Annotated in this window: 15 protein-coding genes; 5 read left to right on the top strand and 10 right to left on the bottom strand. The window is 71.0% G+C overall.

Annotated features, from left to right (window positions below):
* Positions 1-3: 3 nt before the first annotated feature.
* Positions 4-1,311: a prepilin-type N-terminal cleavage/methylation domain-containing protein gene (locus tag ACIA1L_RS14200; protein ID WP_396073104.1), complete on the top strand. Its 1,308-nt coding sequence runs from the start codon at positions 4-6 to the stop codon at positions 1,309-1,311.
* 53 nt (positions 1,312-1,364) lie between these two features.
* On the opposite strand, the gene ACIA1L_RS14195 is transcribed toward ACIA1L_RS14200, so the two are convergent.
* Positions 1,365-2,345, bottom strand: coding sequence for a 2-dehydropantoate 2-reductase (locus ACIA1L_RS14195; RefSeq protein ID WP_396073103.1), 981 nt, complete (start codon positions 2,343-2,345; stop codon positions 1,365-1,367).
* A gap of 260 nt (positions 2,346-2,605) precedes the next feature.
* Between ACIA1L_RS14195 and ACIA1L_RS14190 the strand changes: the two genes are divergently transcribed.
* The 4 genes from ACIA1L_RS14190 to ACIA1L_RS14175 all read left to right on the top strand — a co-directional run bounded on the left by ACIA1L_RS14190 (position 2,606) and on the right by ACIA1L_RS14175 (position 10,959).
* Positions 2,606-4,762: an Ig-like domain-containing protein gene (locus ACIA1L_RS14190; protein WP_396073102.1), complete on the top strand. Its 2,157-nt coding sequence runs from the start codon at positions 2,606-2,608 to the stop codon at positions 4,760-4,762.
* Positions 4,763-4,773: 11 nt separating this feature from the next.
* Positions 4,774-6,396 carry an acyl-CoA dehydrogenase family protein gene (locus ACIA1L_RS14185; RefSeq protein WP_396073101.1) on the top strand — a complete coding sequence of 541 codons (1,623 nt, stop codon included), beginning with the start codon at positions 4,774-4,776 and terminating at the stop codon, positions 6,394-6,396.
* 57 nt (positions 6,397-6,453) lie between these two features.
* On the top strand, positions 6,454-8,679 hold the full coding sequence (locus tag ACIA1L_RS14180) for a putative bifunctional diguanylate cyclase/phosphodiesterase (protein ID WP_396073100.1): 2,226 nt from the start codon (positions 6,454-6,456) through the stop codon (positions 8,677-8,679).
* Between the two features lie 78 nt (positions 8,680-8,757).
* Positions 8,758-10,959, top strand: a complete 2,202-nt coding sequence (locus tag ACIA1L_RS14175) for a putative bifunctional diguanylate cyclase/phosphodiesterase (protein WP_396073099.1) — start codon at positions 8,758-8,760, stop codon at positions 10,957-10,959.
* On the opposite strand, the gene ACIA1L_RS14170 is transcribed toward ACIA1L_RS14175, so the two are convergent.
* The 9 genes from ACIA1L_RS14170 to ACIA1L_RS14130 form a co-directional block, all read right to left on the bottom strand.
* Entirely contained in the window at positions 10,956-11,426 is a 471-nt protein-coding gene (locus ACIA1L_RS14170; protein WP_396073098.1) for a nitroreductase/quinone reductase family protein, read from the bottom strand. The genes ACIA1L_RS14175 and ACIA1L_RS14170 overlap by 4 nt on opposite strands.
* A 4-nt stretch (positions 11,427-11,430) precedes the next feature.
* Positions 11,431-12,630: an NAD(P)/FAD-dependent oxidoreductase gene (locus ACIA1L_RS14165; RefSeq protein ID WP_396073097.1), complete on the bottom strand. Its 1,200-nt coding sequence runs from the start codon at positions 12,628-12,630 to the stop codon at positions 11,431-11,433.
* A gap of 72 nt (positions 12,631-12,702) precedes the next feature.
* Positions 12,703-14,124, bottom strand: coding sequence for an FAD-dependent monooxygenase (locus tag ACIA1L_RS14160; protein ID WP_396073096.1), 1,422 nt, complete (start codon positions 14,122-14,124; stop codon positions 12,703-12,705).
* 129 nt (positions 14,125-14,253) lie between these two features.
* Entirely contained in the window at positions 14,254-14,616 is a 363-nt protein-coding gene (locus ACIA1L_RS14155) for a DUF2203 domain-containing protein (RefSeq protein ID WP_396073095.1), read from the bottom strand.
* A 9-nt stretch (positions 14,617-14,625) separates the two neighbouring features.
* The gene (locus ACIA1L_RS14150; protein ID WP_396073094.1) at positions 14,626-15,573 is read right to left on the bottom strand and encodes a hypothetical protein; all 948 of its coding nucleotides are present in this window, start codon (positions 15,571-15,573) and stop codon (positions 14,626-14,628) included.
* 11 nt (positions 15,574-15,584) lie between these two features.
* Complete coding sequence (locus ACIA1L_RS14145) at positions 15,585-16,256, bottom strand: AAA family ATPase (RefSeq protein WP_396073093.1); 672 nt, start codon at positions 16,254-16,256, stop codon at positions 15,585-15,587.
* Positions 16,208-17,023 carry a hypothetical protein gene (locus ACIA1L_RS14140; protein WP_396073092.1) on the bottom strand — a complete coding sequence of 272 codons (816 nt, stop codon included), beginning with the start codon at positions 17,021-17,023 and terminating at the stop codon, positions 16,208-16,210. The genes ACIA1L_RS14145 and ACIA1L_RS14140 overlap by 49 nt, the downstream gene beginning before the upstream one ends.
* Before the next feature lie 37 nt (positions 17,024-17,060).
* Entirely contained in the window at positions 17,061-17,741 is a 681-nt protein-coding gene (locus ACIA1L_RS14135; RefSeq protein ID WP_396073091.1) for a response regulator, read from the bottom strand.
* Positions 17,738-18,883 (bottom strand): sensor histidine kinase, encoded by a 1,146-nt coding sequence (locus tag ACIA1L_RS14130; RefSeq protein WP_396073612.1) that lies wholly within the window; start codon positions 18,881-18,883, stop codon positions 17,738-17,740. The genes ACIA1L_RS14135 and ACIA1L_RS14130 overlap by 4 nt, the downstream gene beginning before the upstream one ends.
* Positions 18,884-18,993: the final 110 nt, after the last annotated feature.

The following is an 18,993-nucleotide window of genomic DNA, read 5'->3' as shown; positions in this document are numbered from 1 at the left end:
GTGATGTCGACGGTTTCTCCACGGGGTACGGCCGAACAGAAAACGCCGCCAGCGCCCGACGATGCCGGGTTCTCCCTGCTCGAGGTCATGGTCGCCATCAGCCTCCTGCACGTTCTGCTGATCGCGTTGACCACCTTCTACCTCGACAGCGGCGTCACCATTCGGCGCCATGAACAGCGTCAGGAAGCGTCCCGCGTCGCCGCTGCCGCAATGGAGAAGGTCCGCGCCCTCGGCGGCGACAAGATTCTGCTCGGCCGCGACAAGATCAGCGTGGAACGGCAGGAGCAGGACGTGGTGCCGGCTGCCGTTCCGTACCTGGACGGCGGCAAGCGGGTCTGGGGGGAGAAGGCCGCGGACGACGCCGAGGAACCCGTACCCGTACCCACCAGCGCGGTGACGGTGTCCCAGTCCGGCATCGAGTTCCAGCAGAACTGGTACGTCGTCGGCTGTTGGCAGGTGCTCGACTCCACCGACTGCACCAAGGACAACGAAGGCAAGAAAGGCGCCGTGCCGCTCCTGCGCGTCGTCGTGGCGGTGACCTGGCCGGACAACGGGTGCGCCGGCGGGACCTGCGAATTCGTCACCTCGACCCTGGTCAGCGCCGAGCCCGACCTGATCTACCTCGATGACCGAACGCGCGACCTCGTCAAGCCGGACATCTTCTTCCTCGCGGACACCACTGGCAGCATGGGAAAGTCCCTGACGGATGTGGCCGGGAACGCCTCAAAGATCCTCGACGAGATCAGCAAGGATGCTACTGAGCCGCGCTACGGTGCCGGACAGTACCGGGACTTCCCGAAGACATCGTTCGCCTACCGTACGAACGTCGCCATCCCTACCGCGGACGATAGCGGCTCGGCTGCCAAGAACGCCTTCAAGGTGTGGTCGCCGGTGGGGGGCGGAGACAAGCCCGAGGCGAATTTGTACGCGTTGCACAAGGTCGTGACGGACGCGAAGTTCCGTGCCGACTCGAGCCGGATCGTGGTGTGGTTCGGCGACGCGCCTGGCCACGACTCGGTGTGTACTGCCGTCTCCGGGGACGGGCCCACTGTGACGGAGGCGTCCGTCACCGCCGAGCTGGTCGCCGCGAAGATCAAGGTCATCGCCATCTCCGTCACCAGCGGAGCAGCGAACGGCCTCGACGGAGACCCGACCTTCGAAGCGGATAACACCTACCGCACATGCGGCATCAGCGGCAAGCCCGGCCAGGGAAGTCGTATCGCAGCGGCGACCGGTGGCCGATTCTTCAAGGACGTGGATCCGGAGGACGTGTCAGAAATGATCATCACGGGCATCTCCAGCCTGCGATGACGGTCAATCCTCCGCCGGCGCGGTCTGCGTCGGCGGAGGGCTTTCCCCTCCGGTCAGTCCGGCGGATAGAGGCCCTGGCTGCGCGCCGCGAGGCGACTCAGCCCGAACAACGCGTCGATATACGGCGTAGCCACTCCCACCCGCTCGCCGATCTCCCGAACCGCACCGACCAGACCGTCCAGCTCCACCGCCCGGCCCGCCTCGACGTCCTGCAGCATCGAGGTCTTGAACGCGCCGAGTTTGGCGGTCACCCGATGCCGGTCCTCGGGGGACTCGGTGATGTCGCAGCCCAGCTGTTGCCCGATGGCGGCAGCCTCGCGCATCGCCGCGGAGCTGAAGGCGCGCACCAGCGGGTCGGCGAGCACCCGGTCCGCGGTCGCGCCGGTGAGCGCCGAGACCGGGTTCATCGTCATGTTGCCCCACAGCTTGTACCAGATGTCGTAGCGAACGTCCGCCGACACCGTGACGCCGAAGCCGGCCGCGGTCAGCACCCGGCCCACCTCGTCGACCCGCGCCGACCGGCCGCCGAGCGGCTCGCCGACGATCAGACCGTTGCCCATCACGTGCCGGACCAGGCCTGGCTCCGGCACAGCACAACTGGCGTGCACCACGCCGCCGAGCACCCGGTCGACGTCGACGGCAGCGGCGACCACCCCGTCCGGGTCGATGCTGCGCAACGGTTCGCCACCCAGCTTGGTGCCGTGGCCGAACCACCACGGCACGCCGTTCATGAAGGGCAGCACGACAGTGTCCTCCCCGAGCAGCGGCGGCAACAGTCCGGCGACGGCCACCAGCGCGGGGGCTTTCACTGTCAGCACGACCAGGTCCTGCGTACCCAGCTCGGCGGGGTCGGCGACGGCCCGCGCCGGCGCGGTGACCAGGCCGTCCGCGGTCTGCAGCCGCCAACCGTGCGCCTGCAGAGAGGCCAGCGTCGCGCCGCGGGCGACCGCGCTGACCTCAGCCGCGCCGGACGCCGCCAACCGGGCACCGATCCAGCCTCCGATGGCTCCGGCCCCGACAACGCAAACCCTCATGCCTACTGACTCCTCACCGAGCTTTTCCGCCGGCGCCCATCGTTTCATGTCCGCCGCGGCGTGTTCCGGCCACGGGCGGAAGGCAACCGAGCCGGGTCGAAGCGGGGCAGGATCGGCGTTTACGCGGATGATCTCGCTACGGACGAAACGCACCCCCGCTGAGCTGGGCGGTCGCTGCGCCACGGATTTGTGGCCTACGGAACAGCCCGCCACCGTGCTCGCATGGTCGGGTGCAGACTCGTCGTCTCGGGATCGTTGCCGTGGCAGCGCTCCTCGCGCCGCTCGCCGCAGGGCCCACTCCGGCCCGCGCCGTAGCCTTCGCGCTCAAAGTGAACTTTTCCGACGCCGCCACCACGCCGCCGGCCGGGTATGTGCGGGACTCCGGGGAGGCCTACGCCGCGGCGCGTGGGTTCGGGTGGGTACGGGCCGGAACCTCCACTCCGGTGAGCCTGGTCGGCAACGGGCGGAACCGGAATCCGGGAGCTGGGCAATCCGACGTGCGGCTCGCGACGCTGATGCACATGCAGCTGCCGGCAGGCTCGCCCGGGGTGACGACGCCCGGCTCGTGGGAGGCCGCGGTGCCCGCGGGGGCGTACACGGTCACGGTCGCGGTGGGTGATGCCGGGACAGCGGTGGACAGCGCGCACTGGTTGAGCATCGAGGACCAGAATGCTGTGGCCGCGTTCGTGCCGACCGCCTCAGTGCGCCATGCGACGGTGACCCGCACGGTGACCGTCGCCGACGGCAAGCTCACCCTCAGCGCGGCCGGCGGCAGCAACACCAAGCTGACCTATGTGGACATCGCCGCGGTGACTCAGCCGGCTCCCGCGGTCCGCACCAGCACTCCCGCGAACGGGGCCACCGGGATCTCGCTCACCACCAGCGTGGTGGAAGACCTGGTGCTGCCGACCGGCGGGGTGGACCCGGCCAGCCTGTCCGGCAGCACGGTGACACTTACCCGGGTCCGGGACGGTGCGGCGGTGCCCGCCACCGTGATAACCAGCGGAGGCGGCGATGTCGTGAACCTCTCCCCCACCGCTGCGCTCGCGGCGAGTACCGCGTACAGGTTCAGCCTGACCTCGGGAGTGCGGGACGTCAGTGGGCGGGCGTTCCAGCCGTACTCGATCGTTTTCACCACCGGGACCGGCGGCGGGCCCGGCGGCCCGGTGGCATTCAACAAGGTCGTCGGGGTGGCGACCGGGGCTCCTTTCACGACGGTGCTGCGCGGTCCGGACGACCGGCTGTACGCGGGCACGCTCGACGGCCGGATCTTCCGTTTCCCGATAAACGCCGATGGGACGCTGGGCACCGCCACGGTGATCACGGCGGTCCGGGACAACGCGGCGGCGCTGGGGCTGCCAGGGGCGCCCGCGCGGACGGTGATCGGGATGGCGTTCGATCCGGCGGGTGGGCTGTGGGTGACCGACAACTACCAGTACGTCGGGCCGTTGAACGTGCCCGAATGGTCGGGACGGATCGGGCGGCTGTCGGGGACTAACCTGGGGACGTACACGCCGCGGGTGGTGAATTTGCCGCGGTCGGTCAAGGACCACGAGACCAACTCGTTGGCGTTCGGCCCGGACGGCGCCCTGTATGTGTCGCAGGGTGCGAACAATGCGATGGGTGCCGCGGATTCGACGTGGGGCAATCGCCCGGAGCAGTTGCTCAGCGCGGCGGTGCTGCGGCTGGACACCGCTCGGCTGGGTTCGGCGCCGCTGGATGTGCGGACCGGGGACGGTGGCACCTACAACCCGTACGCGGCGGGCGCTGCCCTGACGATCCATGCCACCGGAGTGCGCAACGCCTACGACCTGGTGTGGCATCGCAACGGGCATCTGTACGCGCCGACGAACGGTTCGGCGGCGGGCGGAAACACGCCGGCGACCCCGAACCCGTTGCCGGCCTCGTGCGCACGCCGTGGATACACCGGTCCGGCCGTACCGGGGTTGACCAACGTGCCGACGGCCGAGACCGACTACGTGTTCGACGTCAAGCCGGGCCGGTACTACGGCCACCCGAATCCGCTGCGCTGCGAGTGGGTGCTGGCCGGCGGCAATCCGAGCACCGCTGTGGATTCGTTCGAAGTGCCTGCCTATCCGGCCGGAACGCAGCCGGATCCGAACTTCGACGGGGCGGGGACCTACGACGCCGGGCTGCACGCGTCGGCGAACGGGGCGATCGAGTTCCGCGGCGGCGCCCTCGACGGCAAGCTGCTGGTGGTGCGGTATTCAGCCGGTCAGGACATCGAAACGTTCGACGTGGCGGCGAACGGTGCGCTGAGCAACCGGACGACCGGCATCACCGGGTTCACCGGCTTCAGCCAGCCGCTCGACGTCACCCAGGACACGGCACGCGGCAATCTGTACGTCACCGAGCTGGGAGCGTCCAGGATCACGCTCCTGAAGCCGAGGGGATAGGTTCTGCGGTTGTGAGCACCCATGAGGTCGTGAATCAGCCCCCACCACTCATCGGCCACGACATCGCCGCCGATCCGGCGCTGCTCGAAGCCCTGGACCGCGAAGGAGCCGGCTGGGCCGCCGATGAGCTGCACCGACTCGGCAAGCTGGGCGGGCAGGACGGGCCGCAGCGCTGGGGCGACGAGGCCAACCGGCACGAGCCGCGGCTGCTGACCCACGACCGGTACGGTCACCGCCTCGACGAGGTGGAGTTCCACCCCTCGTGGCACCGGCTGATGGACGTGGCGGTGAGCGAGGGCCTGGCCGGGGCGCCGTGGGCCGACCCGCGGCCGGGTGTGCACGTGGCCCGCGCCGCCGGCCTGTTCGTGTGGAGTCAGGTCGAGGCGGGTCATTCCTGCCCGGTCTCGATGACGTACGCGGTGGTTCCGGCGCTGCGGCACGCCCCGGAGCTGGCCGCGACCTACGAGCCGTTGCTGACCAGTCGGGCGTACGATCCGGGGCTGCGCGCGCCGCAGGCCAAGCGGGGGCTGCTCGCGGGCATGGGGATGACGGAGAAGCAGGGCGGCTCGGACGTGCGGGCCAACTCGACCGTGGCGACCCCGGTCCCCGACGGCACCTACCGGCTGCGCGGGCACAAGTGGTTCACCAGCGCGCCGATGTGCGACCTGTTCCTCGTGCTCGCGCAGGCGCCGGGCGGGCTGACGTGTTTCCTGGTGCCGCGGATTCTGCCGGACGGCACCCGCAACACGTTCCGCATCCAGCGTTTGAAGGACAAGCTCGGCAACCGCAGCAATGCCAGCAGCGAGCCCGAGTTCGACGAGACGGTGGCCTGGCGGGTTGGCGACGAGGGCAACGGCATCCGCACAATCATCGAGATGGTGGCGATGACCCGGCTGGACTGCGTGACCGGGTCGGCGTCCGGGATGCGGGCCGCGCTGGTCCAGGCCCTGCACCACGTGCGGCACCGGTCCGCCTTCGGCGGCGCTCTGATCGACAAGCCGCTGATGCGCAACGTCTGCGCCGACCTGGCGGTGGAGAGCGAGGCCGCGACGGCGCTGGCTCTGCGGCTGGCCGGGGCCGTCGATCGAGGGGTACGCGGCAACGACACCGAACGTGCCTTCAGCCGCCTGGCCGTGGCGATCGGCAAGTTCTGGGTGTGCAAGCGGCAGCCGGTCGTGGTCGCTGAGGCGCTCGAGTGCCTGGGTGGCAACGGGTACGTCGAGGACTCCGGCCTGCCCCGGCTCTATCGGGACGCGCCGCTGAACTCGATCTGGGAGGGGTCCGGCAACGTGCAGGCCTTGGACGTGCTGCGGACGCTGCGCCGCGATCCGGCCGGGCTCGAGGCGTACCGGGCGGAGATCGCCGCCGCGGCGGGTGCGGACCGGCGGCTGGACGAGGCCGCCGCGGGTCTGACGGCGCTGTTGGGCGGGGACGACCTGGAGTTCCAGGCCAGGCGGGTGGTGGAGCGGTTGGCAGTGGTGTTGCAGGGCGCCCTGCTCGTGCGGCACGCCCCGACCGCGGTCGCCGATGCCTTCTGCGCGACCCGACTGGCCGGCGACTGGGGGCGCACGTTCGGCACGTTGCCATCCGGGGTTGCCACCGGTGCGCTTCTGGAGCGGGCGGTGCCGGCCTGAATCGAGACCTCAGGTGCTCCCCGCGCAGGCCGATGACCTGACGTGCGGAGCGTACGGGTGGACCCGACGGTCGCGGCGTGGTCGGCAGCTGGGCTGCTGGCGTGCGTCGCGTATGCCGTGCTGGGCGCCGACTCGATCCCCGGCGCTTTCCTCTACGACGGGTTGTCCCTCGCCGGTGCCGTAGCCGTCGTTGTGGGAATCCGCCGCCACCGCCCCCCGCACCCGGCCGGCTGGTGGGTTTTCGCCGTCTCGATGCTGCTGCGTGGGGCGGGTGACGTCGCCTATGACATCGACCGGTTCGTGCTGCACCAGGACCCGTTTCCCTCGGTAGCGGACATCTTCTACCTGAGCTCGGGACCGCCGCTGATCATCGGCGTGGTCATGCTGGCCCGGGGGCGGCTGCTGCGCGACCTCGCCGGGCGGCTCGACGCGGCGATCATCGCGACCGGCCTGGGGCTGGTGTGGTGGGTCTTCGTGATCGGCCCGGTGGCGGAGGACGCCTCCGTCCCGCTGCTGGAGCGGTTGATCGGCGCCGCGTATCCTGCCCTCGACCTGCTGCTGCTCGCCGTGGTGGCGCGCCTGATGACCCGCGGCGGCCGGCCTACGACGAGCCTGCTGTTGATCAACGTCGGCACCGGCGTCATGCTCGTCTCCGACGTCACCTTCCAACTCGGCTCCGTGCTCGCCTGGTCGACCCGGGTGGAGGACGTCATCTCGACCGGCTGGATGCTGGGTTCCGTCTGCTACGGCGCCGCGGCCCTGCACCGGTCCGCCGGAGCAGCCGATCCCCTGCCGCGGGCCATCGACCAGCGGTTGGGCCGGGGCCGTCTGATCCTGCTGGCGGCCTGCACGCTGTTGGTGCCCGCCCTGTTGTTCATCGAGGGTGCCAGCGGTCCTGGTGAGATCAGCTGGCCGGCGATCGGCGTCGGCGCGGTGCTGCTGTTCCTGCTGGTGCTCGCGCGCATGTCCGGTTTCGTGGGTCAGGTCCAGCGGCAGGCCGACCAGCTCGAGGAGCTGGCGCTGCGCGACGCGCTGACCGGCCTGCCCAACCGCCGGGTCTTCGAGCAACGGCTCACCGCGGCGGTGGCCGCCGGCGCGCCGCAGGTCGCGGTGCTCGACCTCAACGGCTTCAAGGACGTCAACGACCGGCTCGGGCACGCCGTCGGTGACCGGCTGCTCGCCGTCGTCGCCGGGCGCCTGCTCGGCGCGCTGCGCGACGAGGATCTCGTGGCCCGGATGGGCGGCGACGAGTTCGCGGTGGTGGTGCCCGCCGGCTCCCCCGCCGTCATGGACCAGATCGTCGGCCGGATCGGTGCCGCGCTGCGCAAGCCGATCACGCTGGACGGGCAGGACCTCCTGGTCGGCGCCAGCATCGGCACGGCCGACAGCGCCGACACCGCCGACGGCTACGAGGTGCTGCGCCGCGCCGACGTCGCCATGTACGCGGCGAAGCAGGCCGGCGACCGGCACCGGCACTACAGCCCCGAGCTGGACCTCCGGGCGGCGGAGGAAGCCCGACTCGTCGAGGAGTTGCGGGCCGCCCTGGACGAGAACCAGTTCCGGCTCGTCTACCAGCCCGTCGTCTCGTTGCCCGATCACCGCATGGTCGCCGTCGAGGCACTCGTCCGGTGGGAACACCCCCGGCTCGGCACCATCACGCCGGGGCACTTCCTGCCCGTCGCCGAGCGCAGCGGCTTCGTCGTGGAACTCGGCGAGTGGATCCTGCGTACGGCGTGTGCGCAGGCCGCCGGCTGGTTGGCGACGCTCGGCCCGGCCGCGCCCGGGCGGCTGCACGTCAACGTGTCCGACCGCCAACTCGCCGACCCGGCCTTCCCGGCGCTGGTCGCCTCCGTTCTGGCCGAGAGCCGGCTGCCCGCGGACCACCTCACTCTCGAGGTGACCGAGACCGCCCTGATCCACGGTGGGGCGGCGGTGCGGGCGTTGGCGGAATTGCGGGCACTGGGCGTGCCCGTCGCGCTCGACGATTTCGGCACCGGGCACTCGTCGCTCGGGCTGCTGCAGACCGTGCCTGTCGACGTGCTCAAGGTCGACAAGTCCTTCACCGCCTCCGTCACCCAAGCGGGCCGGCACGCCGTGATCGCTGCGGCGTTGGTGCAGGTCAGCGGCGGTCTGGGCCTGGCGGCCGTCGCCGAGGGCGTGGAGACCGTCGAGCAGGCCGACGAACTGCACCGGCTCGGCTACCGGTTCGCGCAAGGCAACCTGTTCGGCGAGCCGTCCGCGGAGCCGCGGTTCACCGGCACCCGCGCGATCGCGGTGTCCTGAGCCGTGTACCCCTCAGCTGAGCCGCGACCCGGCCGATGGCATGGCGTGCGGCGTGAGCGGTGGTGGTGGCTCTGGCTGGTGACGGGGTCACTGGCTACTGCCGGCTACTACCTGCTGCCCGCCGACAGCCTGGCCTCGAACCTCGGGTACGACGCCATCGGCCTCATCGCCACCGTCGCGATCATCCTGGGGGTCCGCAAGCACCGGCCCGCCCGGCCCGCCATGTGGTACTGGTTCGCCGGCGGCCAGCTCACCTGGGTCGCCGGGGACCTGGTGTGGGAGTACTACATGTACGTCCTGAACCAGGAACCGTACCCCTCTCCCGCGGACATCCTCTATCTCAGCGCGTACCCGTTGCTGGTGATCGGGATGCTCATGCTGATCCGCGGTCGCGAGCGTGGGGTCCGCGACGTCGCGGCCCTCATCGACGCCGCCATTGTGGCGGTCGGCCTCGGCCTGGTCTTCTGGGTGTTCGTGATGCACCCGATCGCGACGGACTCCAGCGCCTCGACCCTCGAGCGGACCATCGGCGTGGCGTATCCGGCCGCCGATGCGCTGCTGCTCGCTATGCTCGCCCGCTTCTACACCGGAGTGGGGCGGCTCTCGGCCAGTGTCCGGCTGCTCGGCATCGCCGCGCTGCTGCTGCTCGTCACCGATGTGACCTACTCCCTGGTCTCGCTTTACGCCCAGGTCGACAACGCCGTGCTGGACGCCGGCTGGCTCATGTCCTACGTGTTCTGGGGTGCGGCCGCGCTGCACCCTTCGATGCGCGACGCGGGCACGGCCGCGGAGTCCGGCGGGGATGCCCGGGTGGGCCGGGCCCGGCTGACGTTGCTGGCCGTCTGCTCGCTGCTGGCTCCCGGCTTGCTCTTCCTCCCGGGCATCGGCGCCGACGGCACCGACCGGCTCACCATCGCCGCGGGAGCAGTGCTGCTCTTCCTGCTCGTGGTGGTCCGCATGTCCGGCTTCGTCGGGCAGGTGCAGCGGCAGGCGGACCAGCTGGAGAACCTGGCGATGGCCGACGAGCTGACCGGGCTCGCCAACCGGCGCCGCTTCGAGCACGCGCTCGGCGTCGCGCTGGAAACCGGTCGGATCCAGGTGGCGCTGCTCGACCTCGACGACTTCAAAGGCGTCAACGACCGGCTCGGCCACGGCGTCGGCGACCACCTGCTCAGCGTGGTCGCCCGCCGGCTGCGGGCGGCCCTGCCCGCCGACGTGCTGTGCGCCCGCATGGGCGGCGACGAGTTCGCGGTGCTGATGCCGGGCGCGACCGGCGAGGAGGCCGACGCGCTTGTGACCCGACTCGCGGCGGTGCTGGACAAGCCGGTCACCGCGGGCGAGCACGACCTGCTCGTCGGCGCCAGCATCGGCGTCACCAGCGGCGACGGCACCACCGACCCGTACGAGGTCATGCGGCGCGCCGACGTCGCCATGTACGCCGCCAAGGCCGCCCACGACAAGCCGCGCCGGTACACACCCGGCTTGGACGAGTTGTCCGATGAGCAGGCACGCATCGGCGCAGAGCTGCGTACCGCGCTCGACGCCGGCCAGTTCCGGGTGTTCTACCAGCCGATCGTCTCGCTGCCCGCCGGACACACCGTCGCGGTGGAGGCGTTGGTGCGCTGGGAGCACCCCGAGCGCGGCATGGTGCCGCCGGACCAGTTCATCCCCGCCGCGGAACGCAACGGACTGATCGTCGAGCTGGGCGAATGGATCATGCGTTCGGCATGCGCGCAGGCCATGGCATGGCGCGCCGAGCACGGCGAGGCCGCCCCGATCCGGATGAGCGTCAACGTGTCGGCCCGGCAGCTCGCCGAGCCCGGCTTCGGCGCGATGGTCGCGGGCGTCCTGGCGGAAACCGGTCTACCCGCCGACACCCTCGCCGTGGAAGTCACCGAGACCGCGGTGTTCGGCGGCGGTCAGGCGGTGCAGTCCCTTCAGGACGTGCACGAGTTGGGCGTGTCCATCGCACTGGACGACTTCGGCACCGGCCACTCGTCGCTCGGCCTGCTGCAGACCGTACCGGTCGACGTGCTCAAGGTCGACAAGTCCTTCGTGGACGGCATCACCATGGCCGGCCGGCACGCGGTCATCGCCACCGCCCTCATCCAGGTCAGCGCCGGCCTCGGCCTGACCGCGGTGGCCGAGGGCGTGGAAACCGCGGAACAGGCCGCCGAGCTGCACCGCCTCGGGTACGAGCTGGCCCAGGGCTACTTCTTCGGCCGCCCTTCCCCCGAGCCGTCCTTCGCCACCTCCGGCATCGCCGCGCCGACCAGTTAGTCCGTCGTCAGGCGGAAGATGCGGATCTCCCGGCCGTCGGCGCGGGTGGCGTAGTCGTCGTAGCCGGGCCAGATCTGTTGCACCATCTGCCAGAGCCGGTCGCGGTTGGCTCCCATGGTCAGCGTCGCGCGCACCGCGAACTCCCGCTCGCCCAGAGTCACCCGGGCCTGCGGATCGGCGAGCAGATTGACCGACCACGCCGGATGGTGCGCCTGACCCCAGTTCGAGCCGACCACCACGTACGCGTCGCCGTCCGTGGCGTACAGCAGGGGGTGCGTGCGGGGCAGACCGGATTTGCGACCGGTGGTGGTGAGCAGTAACTGCGGCAACACCTGGCGGCCGATCACCGACCAACGTCCGCCGGTGAGCCGGTAGAGGCGGCCGTCCAGCGGGGCCAACCGCCGGCCGAGTGCGGCAAACCAGCGCTGACGACCGAGGCGCCGCACGAGGGCGGAGTAACGCGACATCCGCTCAGTATCGCGACCGCACGCCACCATCCGGTGCAGCGGCCTCCCGCACCTGGCGACCCCGATCGGCCATCGCCCAGGCCGGCGGCGCGAACAGGCCAGGGTGGCGGGCCTCCAATGCCAGCTGCTTGATCGTGCTGCGGCACACCCACTCCTTGAGCGTGGCGCCCGGCCGACCGCCGAGAAGAAGATTGCGGGCCCGGTCATCCCGGTGCGCAAACTGGAACAAGCCGGCCCGGCGGCCCAGGCTGAGACACTGCCCGGCAAAGGCTATTGCGAGCGGTGCCGGCCGTTCACCGGCGAGCCGACTGAGCACCGTACGCGCCGCCACCGGGCCGAGCTGCACCGCGGCCTGGCAACTCATCCGGAACGGCACCCCCGACGGCGCCGCCGAGTCGCCGGCGGCCACGATGCGCTCGTCAGTCACGCTGGTCAGCGTCTCGTCGGTCAACAGCCGGCCCAGCGCGTCGGTGCGCAACCCGCTGCGCGCGGCCAGATCCGGCACCCCGAACCCGGCGGTCCAGACGGTCACCCCGCTCGGCAGCGTCCGCCCGTCGGCGAGCCGGACAGCGTCGCGCGTCACCTCCGTCACCGTCGAACCGGGCCCGTCGAGCACGGTCACCCCGAGCCCGGTCAGCCGCCGGGTCACCGCCTGCCGACCCCGCGGATGCAGGTACGGCCCCAGCACCCCGCCGCACACCAACGTCACCGCCCGGCCCTGCTCGGCCAGCTCCGCAGCGGTCTCGATCCCGGTCGGCCCGGCACCCACCACCGTCACCCGCGCGCCCTGCGACACCTCGCCGAGCGCCTGCCGCAGCCGCTGCGCCTGCTCGAACCCGGCGATCGGGTACGCGTACTCGGCCGCTCCCGCCACTCCGGGATCGGTGCTGCCGCTGCCGACCGCGTACACGAGATAGTCGTAGCCGAGCACGCCCCCGGAGGCCAACGCTACGGCCCGGCCGCCCGCGTCAATCCGTGTCGCGGAGTCGACGGCCAGCCGGACCCGCTTACCCAGCACCTGCCGATACTCGGTCACCGCGTCGTCGGACCCGGCGACGAGCTGATGCAGGCGAATTCGTTCGACGAATTGCGGCCGCGGGTTGACCAGCGTCACCGTGACGTCGCTGCGGCCGGCCAGTCGATTGGCCGCCATGACCCCGGCATACCCGCCGCCGACCACCACCACCTCGGTGTTCCCTGCCATGCTGTCTCTCCTCGCCTCGGTGTTTCACCGGTGGGACGACGGAGCCCCGAAGGATGTGACAGCGCGGTGGAATCAGGTCGGTATGCCGAACCAGCGCCTGAGCTGATCGTCCAGGTCCGGCTGGTGGTCGCCGACCCATGCGACGTAGCCGTCGGGGCGGAGCAGCACCCCCGCGGCGTCGAGTGCCACGGTGTGGTCCTCGACGTGATCGACCCGGTCGGACCACCCGCCCGTGGTCAGCTGCCCGGTGCGGTCGAGAAGGAGGCCGCGGCCCGTGTGCAGCAGCCCGTACAGATTGCCCTTTGACAGGTGGAGATCGGGCAGACGGCGGCCAAGCAGGTCGGGACCGGCCCCGAAGTCGTAGCGGAGGCCGATCGCGGTGACTTTCTCCAGCAGATAGCGGTTGACCTCGTCGATGTCCATCAGCTCGGCGAGCAGCTTGCGGACCGCCCGGGGACCCGGCTCGGTCGACAGCAGTTCCCGCTGGGCGCGGGTGTTGTCCAGCACGTCCGCGGCGACCGGACGGCGTTCGGACTCGTACGTGTCCAGCAGCTCCGCCGGCGCCCAGCCGTGCACCTGCGCGGCCAGTTTCCAACCGAGGTTGACGGCGTCCTGGATGCCCAGGTTGAGGCCCTGCCCACCGATGGGTGGGTGGATGTGGGCGGCGTCGCCGGCCAGCAGTACCCGCCCGACGCGATAGTGCTCGGCCAGCCGGGTCGCCTCGGAGACGCGGGACAGCCAGCGGGGCGAGTGCACGCCGAAGTCCGTGCCGGCGAAGGCGCGCAGGTGGTGCCGGAGGTCGTCGAGGGTGGGTGGTGTCGTGCGGTCGCCGACGCCCGCCACGGCGACGATGACGCGATAGATCTTCTCGCCGATGGGGTGCAGGCTGAACCGCCGATCGCGCTCGTTGAGGGCTTGCACCCGGGCGGCGATTTCTGCCGGTGGCATGCCGACTTCCAGCTCGGCCATCAGCGTGTGGTTCTCGCCGGGCTCACCGGGGAAGCCGACGCCGAGGAGTTTGCGTACCGTACTGCGGCCTCCGTCGCAGCCGACGAGGTAGCGGGTGCGGAGTCGTTCACCGGTGGCTAGTTCGACGGTCACGCCGTTGTCGTCCTGCTCGAGTCCGGACACCGCTGTGCCGCGCTGGACCTGCGCACCCAGGGCGGTCGCGTGGTCTTCGAGCAGCCGGACGAGGACCGGCTGCGGAATGCCCAGCAGGTACGCGTACGGGGAGTCGAGGCCAGGCGGCGCGGGTTTGTCGATGGCGGCGAAGTAGGCGCCGGCCGGCCGCTGCCGCCCGTGTGCGCGGACGCGGTCCAGCAGGCCGCGCATGGCGAGGAGTTCGAGCGAGCGGATGTGCAGGCCGACGATACGGGCGGAGGAGACGGGCTCGGTGTCGCGGTCCAGGACGAGGACCCGGAGGTGGTGCAGCCGCAGCTCGGCGGCCAGCATCGCGCCGACCGGGCCACAGCCGGCGATGATCGCGTCGTACATGAGGTGCCTCTCGAGAGTGCTGAAGGGCGCTCCCGGCGACAGCTACCTCAATCGCCTGGCCGTGACACGAGGAGAGCACCACGAGTCATGGGTCTCACCTCCTCGATCAGGGTCACGTCTGCGGCAAGCTTAGGGCAGGGGGCGGCGGCCGGGGAAGCCCAGGTCGACGCGGTGGTACCAGGCGAGGTCAGTTTCGCCTTCGAGCCAGCACAGCAGCACCGGCACGCCATCGAGCTCGGCGGGAAAGTCGACGAGCAGCGGTGCCACGCCCTTGAGCTCGGCGCCGGTCTCCTGGATTTCGGTCATCAGCTCGTTGAGGCGGGCTTCGGCGGCCTTGCGTTCGGGCAGGCCGCCGAGCGGGGTCGGCTCGCCGCCCACGGCCAGGGCGGCGGTCAGTTCGACCAGGTCCGCCCGGACGACCACGATCTCGGCGAGGATCGGGCGCAGCCGGTCCAGTTCCTGCCGTGCCAGCGCCACCGTGAACAACCCCATGACAGCAGGTTAGACCGCGGTTCCCCCGGTGAGTTCACCCAGCCAGGCGGCCGGCGCCGTCCGGTAGTCGTCGTCGACCGGCACGGCCGCGTCGCGCAGGGCCCGGCGCCAGGACAGGGCGCGGGAGACCTTGGTGACCCGGCAGGCCAGCGTGACCGAGCGGCGCAGCGTGGCCGGGTCGACGCTGCCCGACCATGGTTCGAGGTAGGCGTCACGAAGCCGGATCAGCTCACTCGCACCGTTCGGGAGGTCCAGCTGGGCTTGCAGGACGTTCAGCGTGACCAGCAGCGACCCGAACGGGTGCGCGATGCTGGCGTCGCCCCAGTCGAAGAAGCGCAGGTCGGGAAAGACATTGTCGTCGTGCAGGTCGTCGTGTTGCAGTGCGGCCGGAATGCCGTCTGCGGCCAGCTCGGCGCACCAGCGCGCGACGTCGGGTGCCAGGTCCGGCACGGCCGGATCGACCTCGATCGCCGGGTCCGCGAGGAGTTCGGCGAAGAGCCCGGGAATGGCGGAGACCCGGGAGTCGGGTACGCCCAGCGCCAGCAACTCCGCCACGTGCGGCACGGTCGCCTGTTGCAGTTCGGCGTACGCCTGCAGCATGGTGGTCCACGCCTTCAGCCGGTCGGCACCGTCGAGAGCCTCGCGCAAGGTAGGTCCAGCGTCGGCGGTCAACAGCCAGCCGCGGGACACGTCGACGGCGAGTGGCGGCAGAGTGGCGCCCGGGGCGATGCGGGTGAGCGCTTCGGCGAGGGCGGCCTCGTAGCGACAGTCGGTGATGTTCGCCTTGAACCAGCGCGTGCCGGCGTGGGTGGGCATGCGGTAGGTGACCGACCATGGGCGTACCCGATGCGGGGTGAAGGTGCCGGTCGCCGGCGTGTGCTGCGCCGCGAGGTGGGCGGTGACCCAGTCCTGGGCCGCGGCCTGCCAGTCGGGGTCGTTCCAGTCGTTTGCCCGCATGACCGGTGAAGTTACCCGAGCAGGTCGGCGATGCTGGCGATGAGGTCCGGTTGGCCGATCGGGTCGACCAGGCCGCCGGTGCGGGCGTCCTGCATGGCCTTGGCGAGCTGGACCCGGCGCAGCACCTCCTTGATGTCGGCGCCGGTCATGCCGTGGCTGCGGCGGCCGAGGTCGGCCAGGTCGAGGTCGCGCGCGAACATGGTGAAGCCCGGCTCCTCGTGGGCGGCGGTGAGCTGGGCGATCATCTTGCGGAAGATCTCGGTGCGGCTGGCCTCGTCGGGCTTCGGCACGGAGATCTTGACGTCGAAGCGCCCGGAGCGGATCAGCGAGTCGTCGACCCGGTGCGGGAAGTTGGTGGTCGCGACCACGATGACGTTCGGGTTGGCCTCGATGAGGATGTTCATCTCCTGCTTGAAGATGCCCGCCACTGCGTTGATGGCCTGGCTGGCCGCGTCGCCGCCGGCACCCGCGTAACTGATGATCGAGTCGAACTCGTCGAAGAGCATCAGGGTCGGCACCCGGTAGCGGCGGGCGTCGCGAAAGATCTGCTTGATGTTGCGTTCCGAGCCGCCGAGCCACTTGTCGAGGATCTCCGGCGTACGGATCTCGCGGAAGTCGGCGCCGATCTCGTTGGCTAGGGCTCGGGAGAGCATGGTCTTGCCGGTGCCGGGTGGCCCGTACATGAGGATGCCCTGCGGTCGCCGCGCGCCCAGCGGGCCATCGCCGCCGGGTGGCGAAACGACACAGCGATCTGGCGGAGCTCGGCCACCACGTCGGCGAGGCCGCCGACCTGGTCGAGCGTCACCTCGTCAGTGCTGGTCGGCGCCTGCGGCAGGTTTTCCCGGCTCACCGTGTAACGCCGGCCGGACAGCGGTTCGGTCGACGGTGGCAGCAGTTCCACGATCGCTTGCAGGAGCAGCCGCACCATGGCGGCCAGGTGCTCGGGCGTCACCTCGTCGCGGGGCAGCTCAGCACGCAGGCGCACCAGGCTGCCATCGGCCTCGGAGGTCATGGTGGCCTGCAATCCGGCAGCCGCGTCGGCCAGGACCGCCGTCTCCGGCGCACGCCCGGTCGGCCGATCCAAACCCAGTCTTCGGTACGCCGCCACGGCCGCAGTTCCCACCCCGTCCACGAGCCGAGTGGTGACCGGGTCCCCGGCGGCGATCCGCTTGGCCAGCAGCATGCCCACCGGGTCGTTGCCCAGCACGAGGGCACGAATACGTTCCTTGTGCGGCAGGTCGCCCGCGGTGGTGCCGATCTCGGCGGTGAACACGTGCACCGGCCCGGCCGGCGTGTCCACGCTCGACACGGTCAGTGCGGCCCGGCGCACCGGCAACGGAAAGACGGCCCGGTGCAGCAGTTCGACCGGGTTCACCCGGGCAGCGGCGAGGATGGCACCGGCCTCGACGATCTCGACGGTGGCTCCCGCGTACGCGAAGGACACGATCATGACGGCCTCCCTCTCCCGCATCCCAGCGTGACACACGTCAGGGCGCGGGCAGGGCGTCGCCGGGTCGGACCAGGCCACACCGGTAGGCGAGCACGGCCAGTTGCGCCCGGTCCCGGACGGCGAGCTTCGTCATCGCGCGGTTGACGTGCGTCTTCACCGTCAGCGGGGAGACGTACAGCCGCTCCGCGATGTCATCGTTGGACAGGCCGTGCGCGACTAGGACGAGGATCTGCCGCTCACGGTCGGTGAGCAGGTGCAGGGTGGCGGGGTGAGTCGCCGCCGGCTCCTGTGTGCGCAGGAATCGGGTGATCAGGGCTCGGGTGGCCGCGGGCGACAACAGCGCCTCGCCACCCGCGACGACCCGGATCGCGTGCAGCAGGTCGGCGGGCGCGACGCTCTTGCCGAGGAAGCCGCTGGCCCCGGCCTGCAGGGCCAGCACCACGTTGTCGTCGTGCTCGAAGGTGGTCAACATCAGTACGCGGACGCCGGCCAGATCGTCGTCCGCGGCAATCCGCCGGGTGGCCTGCAGACCATCCAGCCGGGGCATGCGGATGTCCATGAGCACGACGTCGGCGCGGGCCGTACGACACCGGTCGACCGCCTCTTGGCCGTCGCAGGCCTCCGCCACGACCACCAGGTCCGGTTCCGAATCGATGATCAGCTTGAAGCCGGCCCGGATCAGTTCCTGGTCGTCGGCGAGCAGCACGCGGATCGTCATGCGCCCGCACCCTGGGGCAGCTGCGGCAGCGTCGCATGGACGCGGAACCGACCGTCACCCGTGGGACCCGCGCTGACCCGGCCGCCCGCCGCCGCCCGTTCGCGCATACCCAGCAGGCCATAGCCGGAGCCCACCGGCTGCGGATCCGGATGCGCAACGTTGCCGACCTCGAGCACCACACCCGTGGCGGTGTATTCGACGAGCAGGTCGGCTGAGCCGTCACCGTAGCGGTGAGCGTTCGTCAAACCCTCCTGCACGATCCGGTAAGCCGCAAGATCGGCCAGCGCCGGCAGGGATCGTGGCTCGCCGCGCTGCTGCCACCGTACGGTGAAACCCGCTGCTGCCAGGCCCGCCAGCAACTCTGGCAGCCGGGCCAGACCGGGGGCCGGCTCGGTGCTGTCCTCCTCGTCGTAGCCGCGCAGCACGCCGACCACCGACTGGATTTCCTGCAACACCGTGTCCGAGGCCTCCCGGATGTGCGCAAGCACCGCACTGACCTGGTCCGGGCGGCGCTCCAACACGTGCGCGGCAGCGCCGGCCTGCACGCTGATCACTGCGATGTGGTGGGCCACCACGTCGTGCAACTCCCGGGCGATGCGCACCCGCTCGGCCATGACCCGGCGCCGCGCCTCCTCTTCGCGGGTCTGCTCGGCGTGTCGAGCCCGCTCCTCCACCTCCCGCACGTACGCCCGGTGCGTGCGCGCCGCATCCCCGGCCGCCGCGGCCAGGAAGATCCAGGCGAAGATCCCCAGCGTTTCCGTCCGCCACCAGTCGCCCGGCGCCACGATCAGCCCGGACAGGTAGACCAGCGACGACGCCGCCAACGCCGCCAGCCAGCCCTGCCGGCGCCCGGACTGCGCAGCGATCGAATAGGTGATCACACCCAGCGCGACGATCAGGCCGGGATTACGCACCTCCCGCATCACCGCCCCGACCGTGGCAGCCGTCGCGCAGACCAGCGCGAGATAGGGCCGCAGGCGGCGCAGCAGCACCGCGACGAAGGCCACCCCGGCCACCACCACGTCGGTGCGGGTTACCACATCGTCGACAGTCGCCCGGAAGACCGCGTAGGCGAGCACCAGCGCCAGCAGCACGTCCAGCACCAGCGGATGGCTGGCCGCGACCTTGAGTCTGGGCCACATCACCTTCAGCACCCTACGCGGCTCGCGACACCCCGACGTCCTCCACGCGCAGTAGCCCGGGTCCCCCGCACCTACCACCGATGTAGTACGAGGAAGCCTGCACTCAGACG

The sequence above is a fragment of the Actinoplanes sp. NPDC051859 genome (assembly GCF_044452725.1).
In the GTDB taxonomy this organism is placed as follows: Bacteria; Actinomycetota; Actinomycetes; order Mycobacteriales; family Micromonosporaceae; genus Actinoplanes.
Note: the sequence above shows the minus strand (reverse complement) of the source record. Positions and strands in the feature narration are given on the sequence as shown.